This window comes from Caldimonas mangrovi, assembly GCF_023721835.1.
Classification (GTDB): Bacteria; Pseudomonadota; Gammaproteobacteria; order Burkholderiales; family Burkholderiaceae_C; genus Caldimonas; species Caldimonas mangrovi.
Window position 1 is genome coordinate 207,465 of sequence record NZ_JAMKFE010000008.1, and the last position, 15,391, is coordinate 222,855.

General features: G+C 65.1%; 16 protein-coding genes. All 16 read left to right on the top strand.

What is annotated here, in order from left to right:
• Positions 1-38 precede the first annotated feature (38 nt).
• The 16 genes from plsX to era all read left to right on the top strand — a co-directional run bounded on the left by plsX (position 39) and on the right by era (position 15,390).
• Complete coding sequence (gene plsX, locus M8A51_RS15095) at positions 39-1,160, top strand: phosphate acyltransferase PlsX (protein WP_251779294.1); 1,122 nt, start codon at positions 39-41, stop codon at positions 1,158-1,160.
• Positions 1,157-2,146, top strand: coding sequence for a beta-ketoacyl-ACP synthase III (locus M8A51_RS15100; protein WP_251779295.1), 990 nt, complete (start codon positions 1,157-1,159; stop codon positions 2,144-2,146). The genes plsX and M8A51_RS15100 overlap by 4 nt, the downstream gene beginning before the upstream one ends.
• A gap of 57 nt (positions 2,147-2,203) precedes the next feature.
• Entirely contained in the window at positions 2,204-3,142 is a 939-nt protein-coding gene (fabD, locus tag M8A51_RS15105) for an ACP S-malonyltransferase (protein ID WP_251779296.1), read from the top strand.
• Positions 3,139-3,888 (top strand): 3-oxoacyl-ACP reductase FabG, encoded by a 750-nt coding sequence (gene fabG, locus M8A51_RS15110; RefSeq protein WP_251779297.1) that lies wholly within the window; start codon positions 3,139-3,141, stop codon positions 3,886-3,888. Before fabD ends, fabG begins: the two co-directional genes overlap by 4 nt.
• A 128-nt stretch (positions 3,889-4,016) precedes the next feature.
• Entirely contained in the window at positions 4,017-4,256 is a 240-nt protein-coding gene (gene acpP / locus M8A51_RS15115; protein ID WP_104299861.1) for an acyl carrier protein, read from the top strand.
• Positions 4,257-4,297: 41 nt separating this feature from the next.
• Positions 4,298-5,542, top strand: coding sequence for a beta-ketoacyl-ACP synthase II (gene fabF, locus M8A51_RS15120; RefSeq protein ID WP_251779298.1), 1,245 nt, complete (start codon positions 4,298-4,300; stop codon positions 5,540-5,542).
• A gap of 17 nt (positions 5,543-5,559) precedes the next feature.
• Positions 5,560-6,039, top strand: a complete 480-nt coding sequence (locus tag M8A51_RS15125; protein ID WP_251779299.1) for a hypothetical protein — start codon at positions 5,560-5,562, stop codon at positions 6,037-6,039.
• Positions 6,036-6,641 (top strand): RNA polymerase sigma factor RpoE, encoded by a 606-nt coding sequence (gene rpoE / locus M8A51_RS15130; RefSeq protein WP_251779300.1) that lies wholly within the window; start codon positions 6,036-6,038, stop codon positions 6,639-6,641. The genes M8A51_RS15125 and rpoE overlap by 4 nt, the downstream gene beginning before the upstream one ends.
• Positions 6,642-6,655: 14 nt before the next feature.
• Positions 6,656-7,345: a sigma-E factor negative regulatory protein gene (locus M8A51_RS15135; protein ID WP_251779301.1), complete on the top strand. Its 690-nt coding sequence runs from the start codon at positions 6,656-6,658 to the stop codon at positions 7,343-7,345.
• A gap of 4 nt (positions 7,346-7,349) precedes the next feature.
• The gene (locus M8A51_RS15140) at positions 7,350-8,381 is read left to right on the top strand and encodes a MucB/RseB C-terminal domain-containing protein (protein ID WP_251779302.1); all 1,032 of its coding nucleotides are present in this window, start codon (positions 7,350-7,352) and stop codon (positions 8,379-8,381) included.
• A gap of 101 nt (positions 8,382-8,482) precedes the next feature.
• Positions 8,483-9,910 (top strand): DegQ family serine endoprotease, encoded by a 1,428-nt coding sequence (locus tag M8A51_RS15145; protein ID WP_251779342.1) that lies wholly within the window; start codon positions 8,483-8,485, stop codon positions 9,908-9,910.
• Positions 9,911-10,475: 565 nt separating this feature from the next.
• Complete coding sequence (gene lepA / locus M8A51_RS15150; RefSeq protein ID WP_251779303.1) at positions 10,476-12,284, top strand: translation elongation factor 4; 1,809 nt, start codon at positions 10,476-10,478, stop codon at positions 12,282-12,284.
• A gap of 21 nt (positions 12,285-12,305) precedes the next feature.
• Complete coding sequence (gene lepB, locus M8A51_RS15155; protein ID WP_251779304.1) at positions 12,306-13,271, top strand: signal peptidase I; 966 nt, start codon at positions 12,306-12,308, stop codon at positions 13,269-13,271.
• A gap of 45 nt (positions 13,272-13,316) precedes the next feature.
• Positions 13,317-13,682 carry a DUF4845 domain-containing protein gene (locus tag M8A51_RS15160; RefSeq protein ID WP_251779305.1) on the top strand — a complete coding sequence of 122 codons (366 nt, stop codon included), beginning with the start codon at positions 13,317-13,319 and terminating at the stop codon, positions 13,680-13,682.
• 44 nt (positions 13,683-13,726) lie between these two features.
• Entirely contained in the window at positions 13,727-14,410 is a 684-nt protein-coding gene (gene rnc, locus M8A51_RS15165) for a ribonuclease III (RefSeq protein WP_251779306.1), read from the top strand.
• 35 nt (positions 14,411-14,445) lie between these two features.
• Positions 14,446-15,390, top strand: coding sequence for a GTPase Era (gene era / locus M8A51_RS15170; protein ID WP_251779307.1), 945 nt, complete (start codon positions 14,446-14,448; stop codon positions 15,388-15,390).
• The last annotated feature ends 1 nt before the right edge of the window (position 15,391 follow it).

Consider the following 15,391-nt stretch of genomic DNA (forward strand, 5'->3'; position numbering starts at 1 on the left):
GCAGCGCCGGCATCGGCGTCGACGCTCCGTCACCAGCGATGAATCCCTCTGCTGAAGTTTCCCCGCAGGTCCTGTCCAGCGCGTCCGGCATCGTGCGCATTGCCGTCGACTGCATGGGAGGCGACCACGGGCCATCTGTGACCTTGCCCGCCTGCCAGGCCTTCCTGGCGGCGCATCCCCAAGCCGAATTGCTGCTGGTCGGGCGCCCCGATGCGTTGGCCGCTGCGCAGGGCTGGCAACGGTGTGCCGTCGTCGCGGCGAGCGAGATCGTCGAGATGGACGACTCCGTCGAGGTTGCCTTGCGGCGCAAGAAGGACTCGTCCATGCGTGTCGCGATCAGCCAGGTCAAGCCCCGCGAGGACGGCGTCGTTGCCGCCGATGCCTGTGTGTCGGCCGGCAACACCGGCGCCCTGATGGCGGTGTCGCGCTACGTGCTGAAGACGCTGGACGGCATCGACCGTCCTGCGATCGCCACCGTCATGCCCAACCAGAAGGACGGCTACACCACCGTGCTGGACCTGGGGGCGAACGTCGACTGCGAGCCCGAGCACTTGCTGCAGTTCGCGCTGATGGGCAGCGCGCTGGTCTCGGCGGTCGAAGGCAAGCACAACCCCAGCGTCGGTCTGCTAAATATCGGCGAAGAGGCGATCAAGGGCAGCGAAACCATCAAAAAAGCCGGTGAACTGCTGCGTTCGGTTGCCAACGGCGGTCACTTGAACTTCTGCGGCAACGTCGAAGGCAACGACATCTTCACCGGCCGGGCCGACATCATCGTCTGCGACGGTTTCGTCGGGAACGTCGCCCTCAAGACCGCAGAGGGGCTGGCCTCGATGCTCTCGAGCTTCATCAAGCAAGAATTCACTCGCAACATCTTCACCAAAGCTGCGGCCATCGTCGCACTTCCGGTGCTTAATCACTTCAAAAACCGCGTTGATCATCGTCGCTACAACGGTGCGGCGCTGCTCGGCCTGCGCGGGCTGGTGTTCAAGAGCCATGGCTCCGCCGATGCCTTCGCCTTCGAGCAGGCCCTGAATCGGGCGTATGATGCGGCCCGAAACCGGTTGCTCGACCGGGTCCATGACCGGATCGTGGAAACCTTGCAGGCGCTGCCCACGGCCGCGCCCGGCGGGCCGCAGATCCCGGTCGCCAAGACTGCATGACCGCTCCTTCTTCCAGATACTCCCGCATCACCGGGACCGGCAGCTACCTGCCGCCGAAGCGCGTGACCAACGCCGAGTTCGCGGCGGAGTTGGCGCAACGCGGGATCGAAACGTCCGACGCCTGGATCGTCGAGCGGACCGGCATTCGTGCGCGTCACTTCGCGGACCCGCACGTGGCGTCGAGCGATCTGGCGCTGCAGGCATCGCGTCACGCACTTGAGGCGGCAGGCCGTAGTGCGAGCGAGATCGACCTGATCATCGTCGCGACCTCGACGCCCGACATGGTGTTTCCGTCGACCGCGTGTCTGCTGCAGCAGAAGCTCGGCGTGCATGGTTGCGCAGCCTTCGACGTGCAGGCGGTCTGCTCCGGCTTCGTCTACGCGCTGACGGTGGCCGATTGCATGATCAAGACCGGCGCTGCCAGCAAGGCGCTTGTCGTCGGCTCGGAAGTCTTCTCCCGCATCCTCGACTTCAATGACCGCACCACCTGCGTGCTGTTCGGAGACGGCGCCGGCGCGGTGGTGCTCGAGGCCAGCGACACACCTGGTGTGCTGGCGACCGACCTGCATGCCGATGGGCGGCATGTCGGCATCCTCTGCACGCCAGGCTCGGTGTCGGCGGGGCAGGTGCTCGGCGACCCCCTGCTGAAGATGGACGGCCAGGCAGTGTTCAAGCTCGCCGTCAGGGTGCTCGAAGAGGCCGCGCGCTCTGTGCTTGCGAAGGCAGGCCGCAGCGATGCCGAGATCGATTGGCTGATCCCTCATCAAGCCAACATCCGCATCATGCAGGGAACCGCCAAGAAGCTGCAGCTGCCGTTCGAGAAACTGATCGTCACGGTCGACGAGCACGGCAACACGTCGGCGGCGTCGATCCCACTGGCGCTCGACCACGCCGTGCGCACCGGCCGGGTGCGGCGCGGCGATACGCTGATGCTCGAAGGCGTCGGCGGCGGCTTCACCTGGGGCGCGGTGCTGCTCGATTTCTGAGCCGCGGCCGCCCTTCTTGAGTTTTCCCCATCCCATTCTTCGATCCGAAGCAACGAGATGAGTCAATTCGCGTTCGTTTTTCCTGGGCAGGGCTCCCAATCGGTGGGCATGCTCGATGCTTGGGGCGACCACCCGGCAGTGCGTCAGACTTTGCAGGAAGCCTCGCAGGCGCTCGGCGAAGACGTGGCCCGGCTGATCGCCGCAGGGCCGAAGGAAGCACTGGACCTCACCACCAACACCCAGCCGGTGATGCTGGCCGCCGGCGTGGCCTGCTACCGCGCCTGGATCGCGGAAACCGGTCGCGAGCCGGCCGTCGTGGCCGGCCATTCGCTGGGCGAGTACACCGCGTTGGTCGCTGCCGGCGCCCTGAGCCTGTCGGCAGCGTTGCCGCTGGTGCGCTTTCGTGCGCAGGCGATGCAGGAAGCCGTGCCGGTGGGCGCGGGCGGCATGGCTGCCATCCTCGGTCTCGACGCGGCCGAGGTGCGGGCCGGCTGCGCAGAAGCCGCCACGGCGGCCGGAGAGGCGGTCGAGGCCGTCAACTTCAATGATCCCAAGCAGACGGTGATCGCCGGCACGAAGGCGGCGGTCGAGCAAGCGTGCGAGATCCTCAAGGCACGTGGCGCCAAGCGCGCCCTGCCTCTGCCCGTGTCTGCGCCGTTCCATTCGAGCCTGATGAAGCCGGCGGCCGAGCGGCTGCGTGAGCGCCTGGCCGCCACCGCGTTCGAAGCACCGCGCATCGCGGTGGTCAACAATATCGACGTGAAGGTCGAGAGCGATCCGGCGGCCATCCGCGACGCGCTCTACCGTCAGGCCTTCGGCCCGGTGCGCTGGGTCGAGACGGTGCATGCGTTGAAGGCCCGCGGGGTCGCGCTGGTGGTCGAGTGTGGCCCGGGCAAGGTGCTCGCCGGCATGGTCAAGCGTATCGATGCGGAACTCGCGAGCGCGAACGTGTTCGACCCGGCGTCGCTGGCAGAGGTCAAGGGGCTGCTGACATGAATGAAGTGCATTTCGAAGGCCAGATCGCGCTGGTGACGGGCGCCACCCGAGGTATCGGCCGCGCGATTGCGCTGGAGCTGGCGCGCAAGGGGCTCAAAGTGATCGGCACGGCCACCACCGAGGCCGGTGCCCAGAGCATCACCGAGGCCTTGTCCGCCCATGCAGGGTCGAAGGGGGTCTGCCTGAACGTCAACGATGCCGCCGGCGTCGACGCGGTGATCGACGCCATCGTCAAGGAGCACGGTGCCCTGCACGTGCTCGTCAACAACGCCGGCATCACGCGCGACACGCTGTCCATGCGCATGAAGGACGATGACTGGGATGCGGTGCTCGACACCAACTTGAAGGCTGTGTTCCGCCTCAGCCGCGCGGTGATCCGCCCGATGATGAAGCAGCGCTACGGCCGCATCGTCAGTATCACTTCGGTGGTGGGCGCGAGCGGCAATGCGGGCCAGGCAAACTACGCGGCGGCCAAGGCTGGCGTCGCCGGCATGACGCGCTCGCTGGCGCGTGAGCTGGGCAGCCGCGGCATCACGGTCAATTGCATCGCTCCGGGGTTCATCGAGACCGACATGACGAAGGCCTTGTCGGAGCAGCAGACCGAAGCGTTGATGGGACAGATTCCGCTGGGACGCCTCGGACGCGCCGAAGACATCGCCCATGCGGTGGCTTTCGTGGCGTCGCCGCAAGCCGGCTACGTGACGGGCGTGGAGTTGCACGTCAACGGCGGCATGTACATGAATTGAGGCGCTGCGAAGCAGCGGCGCTGAACCGGTTCGAGCCCGTCCGGGATCGCGGCAGACTGGGGACTTAGAGTTGTCACCCCATCGGCCGTAAAATCACGGGCTGTTTTGGAAACCCTCCTGGAGGAGTCATGAGCGATATCGAAGCACGCGTCAAGAAGATCATTGCCGAGCAACTCGGCGTGGCCGAAGCCGAAGTCACCAACGAGAAGGCTTTCGTGGCCGATCTTGGCGCGGACTCGCTCGACACCGTCGAACTGGTGATGGCACTGGAAGACGAATTCGGCATCGAGATCCCCGATGAAGAGGCCGAGAAGATCACCACGGTCCAGCTCGCCATCGATTACGCCCTGAAGCACCAGAAGGCCTGACCGGGCCTTTCTGAGTCTGTCGCCCAACACATCATCTGCGCATGAGCCGTCGTCGTGTCGTCGTGACCGGCCTGGGACTCGTCTCTCCCGTGGGCAACACGGTGACCGAGTCCTGGTCGAACCTCCTTGCCGGCCAGTCCGGCATCGACCACATCACCAAGTTCGATGCTTCGAACCTGGCCTGCCGCTTCGCGGGCGAGGTCAAGGGCTTCAACATCGAGGACTACATTCCGGGCAAGGAAGCCCGCCACATGGACACCTTCATCCATTACGGATTGGCGGCGTCCATCCAGGCGGTACAGGATGCCGGCCTGCCGACGGGTGATGCGCTCAGCGAGGAGATGGCCGAGCGCATCGGCTGTCTTGTCGGCTCCGGCATCGGCGGCCTGCCGCTGATCGAGGACACCCATGCCGAGCTGACGCAGCGGGGTCCGCGCCGCATCTCGCCGTTCTTCGTGCCGGCCTCGATCATCAACATGATCTCCGGCCACGTGTCGATCAAGTACGGCTTCAAGGGCCCGAACCTTGCGATCGTCACTGCGTGCACGACCGGTCTGCATTCGATCGGTGAAGCCGGGCGTCTGATCGAGTACGGCGACGCCGACGTGATGATCGCCGGCGGGGCCGAATCGACGGTCTCCCCGCTCGGCGTGGGCGGCTTTGCCGCCGCGCGTGCGCTGTCCACGCGCAACGACGACCCGAAGACCGCCTCCCGTCCCTGGGACAAGGACCGCGATGGCTTCGTGCTCGGCGAAGGTGCCGGCGTGCTGGTGCTCGAGGAATACGAACACGCGAAGAAGCGCGGCGCGAAGATCTACGCCGAGCTGATCGGCTTCGGCATGAGCGCAGATGCCTTCCACATGACCGCGCCCAACGTCGACGGCCCGCGTCGTTCGATGCAGGCGGCGTTGCGCAACGCCGGCGTGAATGCCGACCAAGTGCAATACCTCAATGCGCACGGCACCTCGACGCCGCTGGGCGACACGAACGAAACCAACGCCATCAAGCTCGCATTCGGCGAGCATGCGCGTCAGCTGACGGTCAACTCGACCAAGTCGATGACTGGTCACTTGCTCGGCGGCGCCGGCGGCATTGAATCGGCCTTCACCGTGCTTGCGGTGCACCACCAGATTTCCCCGCCGACGATCAATATCTTCAACCAGGACCCCGAGTGCGACCTGGACTACTGTGCGAACACCGCGCGCGAGATGCGCATCGATGTCGCGCTGAAGAACAATTTCGGCTTCGGCGGCACCAACGGTTCGCTGGTCTTCAAGCGGGTCTGACCGGGTTCCGGCGCCGCATGCGCACGGCTCCCGCCCTGCAGGTCACTGTCAACCGGTTCGACCGGTGGCGCGCGGCTCTTGCCTGCGCGGCCATCGCTGCGCCGACCGCCACCGCAGCTTGGTGGCAGACCTCCTCGGTGCCGCGGCTGCCCGGTGCGGCGCTGTGCCTGTTCTGCGTCTTGCTGTCCGTGGTGTTGTGGCGGGCCGAGCGGCGTCGAGCGCCCCATGTGCTGCACTGGGACGGGCAGCTCTGGCACTGGGGCGCAGCTCAGATGCCGGACGACCGCCGCTGCACCGGCAAGGTCGAGGTGGCATTGGACCTCGGCCGCTGGATGCTGCTGCGCCTGCAGCCGTGCCCCGGCGCCGGGGCACGGGCGAGCTGGCTGCCGGTGCAGGCCGCAGGCCTCGAACGAAGCTGGCATGCGCTGCGCTGTGCGGTATATTCGCCCACGCTTGGCGACCGATCCCCCGGTCGCGATGAACTCCCCCACGCATGAGCGCTGACGCCGATGCCCTGTTGATTGAGCGCGTCAAGCGCGGTGACCAGAAAGCCTTCGAACTGCTGGTCATCAAGTACCAGCGCAAGATCGAGCGCCTGATCGCGCGCATGGTGCGCGACACCGACCTGATCCAGGACATCGCCCAGGAGACGTTCATCCGTGCCTACCGCGCGCTGCCGCAATTCCGCGGCGAGAGCGCTTTCTACACGTGGCTGTACCGGATCGCGGTCAACACGGCCAAGAAAACCCTGGTCGAACTCAAGCGCGACCCGCTCGTGACGGAATCCGCACGTTTCTCTGCGGACGACGAAGACGAAACTTCCCGGGTGGAGAACGAACTAAGCGATGGTGAAACGCCGGAGGCGGTGCTGGCCAGCAAGGAGATTGCGGCCACCGTCAATGCGGCGATCGAAGCCCTGTCGGACGACCTCCGGCAGGCCATCACCTTGCGCGAGATCGAAGGTTTGAGTTACGAAGAAATCGCGGATGTGATGAATTGCCCGATCGGCACCGTCCGTTCGCGCATTTTTCGTGCCCGCGAGGCCATCGCCGAGCGGCTGCGCCCGTTGTTGGACACGCCGGACGGCAAGCGTTGGTGATTGAGGAGTGTGTGATGTCTACCGAACGGTGGAGTGATTCCGGTTTCAGCGTGCAGGCCAGGCAAAGGCTGTCCGCCTTGTGCGACGGTGAAGTCGAAGCCGACGATCTGCACAGCGTGCTCGCCGCCTGGCGTGATCCTTCCGAGCGCATGGCCACTTGCGAGGTGTGGCATGCCTACCAGCTGATCGGTGACGTGATGCGCTCGGACGATCTGGCGGGCCGAGGGCGCGACGGTGAGTTTCTGAGCCGCCTGCGGGAACGGTTGACCGAGGAACCGGTCGTGATGGCACCGTCAGCGACGCCCGGCGAGGCCGCCGGGCCTGCGGTGCTGGTCGGCAACGGCGGGGCGGCAACCCGGGCGCGCCGCCGCTCGTGGACGGCTCCTGTCGCGACGGCTGCAGGCGTGATGGCCGTGGCCGGCGTGCTGGTTGTCACGCGACTGTCCGATCCTTCTGTGCTGCCGGGCGCGGGCGCAACATTGGTTCAGGCCCCCGCGGCGGCGACTGTGGCGGCGGCCTCTGCCGTGCCGGCGCCGCGTCCGGCCGGCGCCGAGCAGATCGTCGTCACGGCCAACGGCCCGCTGTTGCGGGACGCTCGCCTGGAACAGTACCTCGCGGCTCACAAGCAGTTCGGTGGCAGTTCGGCCCTGGGGGTGCCGTCCGGCTTCCTGCGCGGCGCCACCTACGAAGGCCCGACTCGTTGATCGGATGAATCGCATGCAATGGCGCTGGGTGGCCCCGTGGCTGGGGTGGGGAATGCTGGCCTTCGCAAGCTGCGGCGTGATGGCCCAGCCGCAGGAGCCGGTGCCGTTGGAGAAGACGGAGGTGCGGGCTTGGCTGCTGCGCATTCACGATGCAGCGCAGAAGCGCAACTTCCAGGGCACCTTCGTCGTCAGTGCCGGCGGACAGGTCGCCAGTTCACGCATCGCGCACTACTGTGAAGCGGGCAGCCAGTTCGAGCGCATCGAGTCGCTCGACGGGCAGATGCGCCGGGTGTTCCGGCACAACGACCTGGTTGCCACTCTGTGGCCTGCTTCACGCGTCGCGGTGCTCGAGCATCGGGAAACACTGGGCACCTTTCCTGGATTGCTGCACAACGACGGCGAGCGCCTCTCCGAGCACTATGAGGTGCGCAAGCTGGGTGCAGACCGTGTTGCCGGGCACGAGGCCGACGTGTTGATGGTCAGTGCACGCGACCCCTACCGTTACGGCTACCGTTTGTGGGCCGACAAGGACAGCGGCCTCCTGTTGCGCGCCGAAGTGCTCAACGAGGACGAGGACGTGCTGGAATCCTCGGCTTTCTCCGAAGTTTCGATCGGCGTGAAGTCGCAGCCGGAATCGGTGGTCAAGCCGATGAAGAAGCTGAGTGGCTACCGCGTCGACCGGCCGGCGCTGAGCAAGACGCATTACGAGCAGGAAGGCTGGGTCTACAAGCAGCAGGTGCCTGGCTTCCGGCACGTCAACTGCGTCAAGCGCTCGCTGGGGAAATCGAGCTCGCACGAGTCGGAGGGCGATGCCGGGCGCGAGATCCTGCAGACGATCTTTTCCGACGGCCTGGCGCATGTTTCGATCTTCGTGGAACCCTTCGACCCTTCCCGGCATCGCAGGGAAATGCTGATGAGCATGGGCGCGACGCACACCTTGGTACGTCGCTACAAGGACTGGTGGATCACGGCGGTCGGCGAAGTGCCGCCGGCCACTTTGCGCCTGTTCGTGCAGGGCCTGGAGCGCAAGCTCTAGCGCTTTCTTGTCCCGGCGCCGCAGTCCCCTGCGGCACCTTTCCATTGAGGTGATCGATGACTGCAAGAATCCATATAACTGGACGGTTTCGTCACGTGGTGATGGCGTTCGTCGCCGGCGCTTGCCTCGTGCTCGCGGCGCCTGCGCCTGCCCAGGTTCCGGCACGTGAGTTGCCGGACTTCACGACGCTGGTCGAGCAGGTGGGGCCTTCTGTGGTCAACATCCGCACCACCGAGCGAGTGCGCGCAGGTCAGTTGCCCGGCGGCCCGCAAATGGACGAAGAGATGCAGGAGTTCTTCCGGCGCTTCTTCGGCGTGCCGATGCCCGGCCCCCGTCCCGACCCGCGCCGCCCACAGCGACCGGGGCAAGAGGAAGAGCAACCACGCGGCGTCGGCTCCGGCTTCATGATCACGCCCGACGGCTACGTGATGACCAATGCGCACGTGGTCGAAGGGGCCGACGAGGTCTACGTCACGCTGACCGACAAGCGCGAGTTCAAGGCCAAGATCATCGGCACCGACAAGCGCACCGACGTCGCCGTGGTGAAGATCGAGGCGAGCGCCCTGCCCGCCGTGAAGATCGGTGACGTCAGCAGGCTGAAGGTCGGCGAGTGGGTGATGGCGATCGGCTCACCCTTCGGCCTCGACAACACCGTGACCGCCGGCATCGTCAGTGCCAAGGGGCGCGAAACCGGCGACTACCTGCCCTTCATCCAGACCGACGTCGCGATCAACCCGGGCAATTCCGGCGGCCCGCTGCTGAACCTGCGCGGCGAAGTGGTCGGCATCAACTCGCAGATCTACAGTCGCTCCGGCGGGTTCATGGGGATATCGTTCGCGATCCCCATCGACGAGGCGATGCGCGTGGCCGAGCAACTGCGCGCGACAGGCCGCGTGATCCGGGGGCGCATCGGCGTGCAGATCGATCAGGTGACCAAGGAGGTGGCCGAGTCGATCGGGCTCGGCAAGCCGATCGGGGCACTGGTTCGCAGCGTCGAGGACGGCGGCCCGGCACAGAAGGCCGGCCTCGAAGCCGGCGACATCATCACGCGCTTCGACGGCAAGCCGATCGAGCGCGCCTCGGATCTGCCGCGCATCGTTGGCAACAGCAAGCCCGGCAACAAGCTGAGCCTGCAGGTCTTCCGACGCGGCAACTACCGTGACCTGACCGTCACCGTCGGCGAGTTCGAACCGGAGCGCCCGGTGCGCACCGGCAGCGTCGAGCCGCCGCAGGGCGGCGCGTCTTCCAGCGCAGCGCAGGGGCTCGGTCTGGTGGTGGCCGACCTGAGCGCCGCCGAGCAGCGAGAACTGGGCCTCAAGAGCGGCGTACGTGTGGCCTCGGTCGACGGTCCGGCGGCACGAGCGGGATTGCGCGAGGACGATGTGATTCTTGCGGTGGCGAACACCGAGGTCCGCGATGTCAAGCAGTTCGAGGCCGTGCTGCGCAAGCTCGACAAGAGCAAGCCGTTCAACGTGCTGTTCCGGCGTGGCGAGTGGGCTCAATACGCCGTGATCCGACCGGGCCGCTAGCCGCGCGCGCCTGCTTGCACCGAGCGTGATCCGGCGAGAACCCGGCAACCAACTAGGTTGTCGGGTTTTTTCATGTCGCGGAAGGAGCAGGAAAAATCATCGCTGGTCACATGTTGATAAGTACGCTGAAATTTGTTGGTGAGCACTAACAAACCATCAGAATAAACGAAGGATTCTCGGTACATTTCGATAAAATCGACGGGTCGCGCAGCCCTTTATCGTTGGACCGCGGCGGTAGTCCCCCTGCTTTGAAACTATCCCCAAACAGTCCACATGCATTTGTGGATAAGTTGTGGATCAAAACTCCTGTTGGCACTCTGCAACGGGGCAAGAGCAAGTGCTGGTGCGGTTTCCAGCGGGGGGTATTTCGCTACAATGAAGGTCCAACAAAGCAGTTGCCATACCTTTTTGTTGGAAGGCGCGTCGCCGATTCGACGCGCCTTTTTTTTAGGCCTCCGCCTGCATGGGCGACACGCAGCGTTGAGGTCCGTGCAGCCTGCGCGCGACGCTGGCCTCGAGGACGCAAGGACGTTCCTGTGGCGAGTGACGCACTCGATTCGCTTTCATGAACCACATCCGCAACTTTTCCATCATTGCCCACATCGACCACGGCAAGTCGACGCTTGCCGATCGCATCATTCATCGTTGTGGGGGCTTGAGCGACCGCGAGATGGAAGCGCAGGTGCTCGACTCGATGGACATCGAGCGCGAACGCGGCATCACGATCAAGGCCCAGACCGCGGCGCTGCAGTACACCGCGCGCGACGGCAAGATCTACAACCTCAACCTGATCGACACGCCGGGGCACGTCGACTTCAGCTATGAAGTCAGCCGCTCGCTGTCGGCCTGCGAAGGCGCCTTGCTGGTGGTCGACGCGAGCCAGGGTGTCGAGGCGCAAACGGTCGCCAACTGCTACACCGCGATCGAGCTGGGCGTCGAGGTGGTGCCGGTGCTCAACAAGATGGATCTGCCGCAGGCCGATCCCGACCGCGCGAAGGCCGAGATCGAGGACGTGATCGGCATCGACGCCACCGATGCAATTCCCTGCTCGGCCAAGACCGGCGAGGGCATCGACGAGATTCTCGAGGCCGTCATTGCCCGCATGCCGGCGCCGCGAGGCAAGTCCGACGCGCCGTTGCGCGCGGTCATCATCGACTCCTGGTTCGACAACTACGTCGGTGTCGTGATGTTGGTGCGCGTGGTGGACGGCAAGCTGAAAAAGGGCGAGCGCATCAAGATGATGGCGACCCATGCCGTCTACAACGCCGAGCAGTTGGGCGTCTTCACGCCGAAGTCGGTGTCACGCGACGAGCTGAGCGCCGGCGAAGTGGGCTTCATCATCGCCGGCATCAAGGAGTTGCAGGCCGCAAAGGTCGGCGACACCATCACGCTCGAGAAGAAGCTGCCGAACAACCACGGTCCGGCGAACGAGCCGCTGCCGGGTTTCAAGGAAATCCAGCCGCAGGTGTTCGCCGGGCTGTATCCCACCGAAGCGAGCGAGTACGACCAGCTGCGCGACGCGCTGGAGAAGCTCAAGCTCAACGACTCGTCGCTGCGCTATGAACCCGAGGTGTCGCAGGCGCTCGGATTCGGCTTCCGATGCGGTTTCCTGGGCTTGCTGCACATGGAGATCGTCCAGGAGCGGCTGGAACGGGAGTTCGACCAGGATCTGATCACCACGGCTCCGAGCGTCATCTACGAGGTGGAGCTGAACAGCGGCGAGGTGATTCCGGTCGAGAATCCGTCGAAGATGCCCGATCTCGGCCGCATCCGCGAGATCCGCGAGCCGATCGTCACGGTGCATCTGTACATGCCCCAGGACTACGTCGGGCCGGTGATGACACTGGCCAACCAGAAGCGCGGGGTGCAGCTCAACATGGCCTATCACGGTCGCCAGGTCATGCTGACCTACGAGCTGCCGCTGGCCGAGATCGTGCTCGACTTTTTCGACAAGCTGAAGTCGGTTTCGCGCGGCTATGCGTCGATGGACTACGAGTTCAAGGAGTACCGGGCAGCCGACGTCGTCAAGGTCGACATCCTGATCAACGGGGACCGGGTCGACGCCTTGTCGATCATCGTGCATCGCAGCCAGAGCCAGTACCGCGGCCGCGCCGTGGCCGCCAAGATGCGCGAGCAGATCCCGCGCCAGATGTACGACGTGGCGATCCAGGCCGCGATCGGAGCGAACATCATCGCGCGCGAGACGATCAAGGCGCTGCGCAAGAACGTGCTGGCAAAATGCTACGGCGGTGACATCAGCCGCAAGCGCAAGTTGCTGGAAAAACAAAAAGCCGGCAAGAAACGGATGAAGCAGATCGGCACGGTCGAAGTGCCGCAGGAAGCTTTCCTGGCCATCCTTCAAGTCGACGACTGATCCCTCTTCTCTGGAGCCTGGATGGGACTGCTCACTGGAGCCTTGTACGCCTGCCTGATCGTTTATCTGGGAGGCTGGTATCTTGATGCATGGCATGGCAACTTCTCGTTGCTGCTGTTCCTGCTCACCGTGGTCACCCTCGCGTTCTGGCTCGCCGAACGGCTGTACTTCCTGCCGGCGCGCCGCCGCGCTGCCGAGGCGCTGCAAGCGCAGGACGCCGAGCGCCGTGCGGAACTCGCGCGCCAGGGCATCGAGCGGGTCGACGGCAATGTGCAGGAGGCGCGCGAGAAACTGCTGATGCAGCCCTGGTGGCTGGATTGGACGGCCGGGCTGTTTCCGGTCATCTGCATCGTCTTCCTGCTGCGGTCTTTCCTGTTCGAGCCGTTCAAGATCCCGTCGGGCTCCATGGTGCCGACCTTGCTGGTCGGTGACCTGATTCTCGTGAACAAATACCACTACGGCGTGCGCCTGCCGGTGATCAACAAGAAGATCATCGACAACCACGTGCCGCAGCGCGGCGACGTGATGGTGTTCCGCTACCCGAAGGACACCCGCGTCGACTACATCAAGCGGGTTGTCGGCGTGCCGGGCGACGAGGTGGCCTACCTCAACAAGCGCCTGACCATCAACGGCCAGCCGGTGCCGACGCAGCCGCTCGGTGAGTTCTACAACGAGGACCGGCGTCGCTATGCGCAGCTGTTCTCCGAGAAGCTCGGCACCATGGAGCATCGCATCCTGAACTACAAGGATGCACCACCCTTCGTGATCGCAGCCGACGACTTTCCGCACAGCGACAACTGCCGCTACAGCGCTGAAGGCGTGACCTGCAAGGTGCCGGCCGGTCACTACTTCACGATGGGCGACAACCGCGACGATTCGCAGGATTCGCGCTTTTGGGGCTTCGTGCCGGACGAGAACATCGTCGGCAAGGCCTTTTTGATCTGGATGAATTTGGGTAATCTCGGCCGTATCGGTTCGTTTCAGTAACACGGCTTTGCTGTCCACGACCTTTCCAAGCCCCAGGAGCTAACGATGACCCTTGTTTCCCGGCGCGAACAGCGCGGCGTCACCTTGATCGGCCTGCTGTTCTGGGCCGTGCTGATCGGCGCCGTGGCCTTGATCGGGATGAAGGTCTTTCCGACACTGAACGAATACTGGACGATCCAGAGGACCGTGAACAAGGTCGCGCAGGAAGGTGGCACCACGGTGCCCGAGATCCGTGCGTCGTTCGAGCGCCAGAAGCAGATCGAATACTCGATCGAGTCCATCTCCGGCAAGGATCTCGAGGTCACGAAGGAAAACGATCGCATCGTGATCAGCTTCGCCTACGACAAGGAGATCGTCCTGATCGAGCCGGTCTATCTGCTGATCAGGTACTCGGGCCGCTCCAAGCCATGAGCTGTCGCCGCGCGCGCTGCGACGGCCGTTGAAAGGCGGCGGGTGTGAGCGACGCTGTTCAAGCGCTGGAGCAACGGCTCCAGTACCGCTTTCGCAACCCGGCGCTGCTCGCGCGGGCCTTGACGCACCGCAGCTTTGGGGCCGACCACAACGAACGGCTCGAGTTTCTCGGCGACTCGGTGTTGGGGCTGGCGATCTCCGGCTTGCTGTACGAGCGCTTTTCCGGCTCCGACGAAGGCGACCTCTCTCGCGTGCGAGCCAACCTCGTGAAGCAGGATTCGCTGCATCGCATCGCGCTGACGCTCGAACTTCCCGGCTGCCTGCGGCTCGGCGAGGGCGAGGCGCGCAGCGGCGGCGCGCAGCGCCCCTCGATCCTGGCCGATGCGCTGGAAGCGGTATTCGGTGCGGTCTATCTGGACGGTGGCTTCGACGCAGCCCGGACGCTGGTTCACCGCCTGTTCAGCGCGGTGCTGACCGAACCCGACCTGCGCAGCAGCGCCAAGGACGCCAAGACCGAGCTGCAGGAATGGCTGCAGGCGCGCAAGATCGCGGTGCCGGCCTATGCCATCGTCGCGACGCGCGGGCATGCGCACCAGCAGCAGTTTGTCGTCAGCTGCAGCGTGCCGGCGCTGGCGGTCGTGCAGAACGGCGAGGGGCCCTCGCGCCGGGCGGCCGAACAGGTGGCGGCGCAGGCCGTGCTCGCTAAACTCAAGGCAACGGGCCGCTGAAAGCGGTCAATTTTGCTTGTGCAGCTTCAGCTGCGATGGAAAACGTGAACGTGGACTCCAACCCTTCGCCGGCAGACGGCGATCCCTCGCTGCCCGCCGGCGGGCAGCGTTGCGGGCTGATCGCCATCGTCGGGCGGCCCAATGTCGGCAAGTCGACGCTGCTGAACGCCCTCGTCGGACAGAAGGTCAGCATCACGTCGCGCAAGGCACAGACGACGCGCCACCGCATCACCGGCATCCGCACGCTGGGTGACGCGCAATACGTCTTTGTCGACACGCCGGGCTTCCAGACCCGGCACAGCAACCCGCTCAATCGCACGCTGAACCGCACGGTGTTGTCTTCGGTGAGTGATGTCGACGTGGTGCTGTTCGTCGTCGAAGCCGGCCGCTTCGGGCTCGACGATGCCAAGGTGCTGTCGCTGATCCCCGAAGGCAAACCCGCGGTGCTGGTGGCCAACAAGCTCGACAAGGTGGTGCGGCGGGCCGAGCTGGCGCCCTGGCTGAAGAGCATGCAGGAACGTCACCCGTTCGCCGAGTTCGTGCCGCTGACCGCCAAGCGCCCCGACGACGTCAAGCGCCTGCTGGAAATCGTGCGGCCTTACCTGCCCGAACAGGCGTGGTGGCACGACGAAGAGGCGCTGACCGACCGCAGCGAGCGTTTCCTGGCCAGCGAGATCGTGCGCGAGAAGCTGTTCCGCCTGACAGGCGACGAGTTGCCCTACACCTCGACCGTCGTGATCGACAAGTTCGAGGAGGAGGGCAACCTGCGCCGGATCGCGGCGACCATCGTGGTCGAGCGCGACGCCCACAAGGGCATGGTGATCGGCGACGGCGGAGAGCGGTTGAAGCGCATCGGCACCGAGGCGCGCCAGGAGCTCGAGAAGCTGATGGACGCGAAGGTGTTCCTCGAGCTGTGGGTCAAGGTGCGCTCCGGCTGGGCCGACGACGAGGAGCGGCTGCGCAGCTATGGCTACGAGTGAG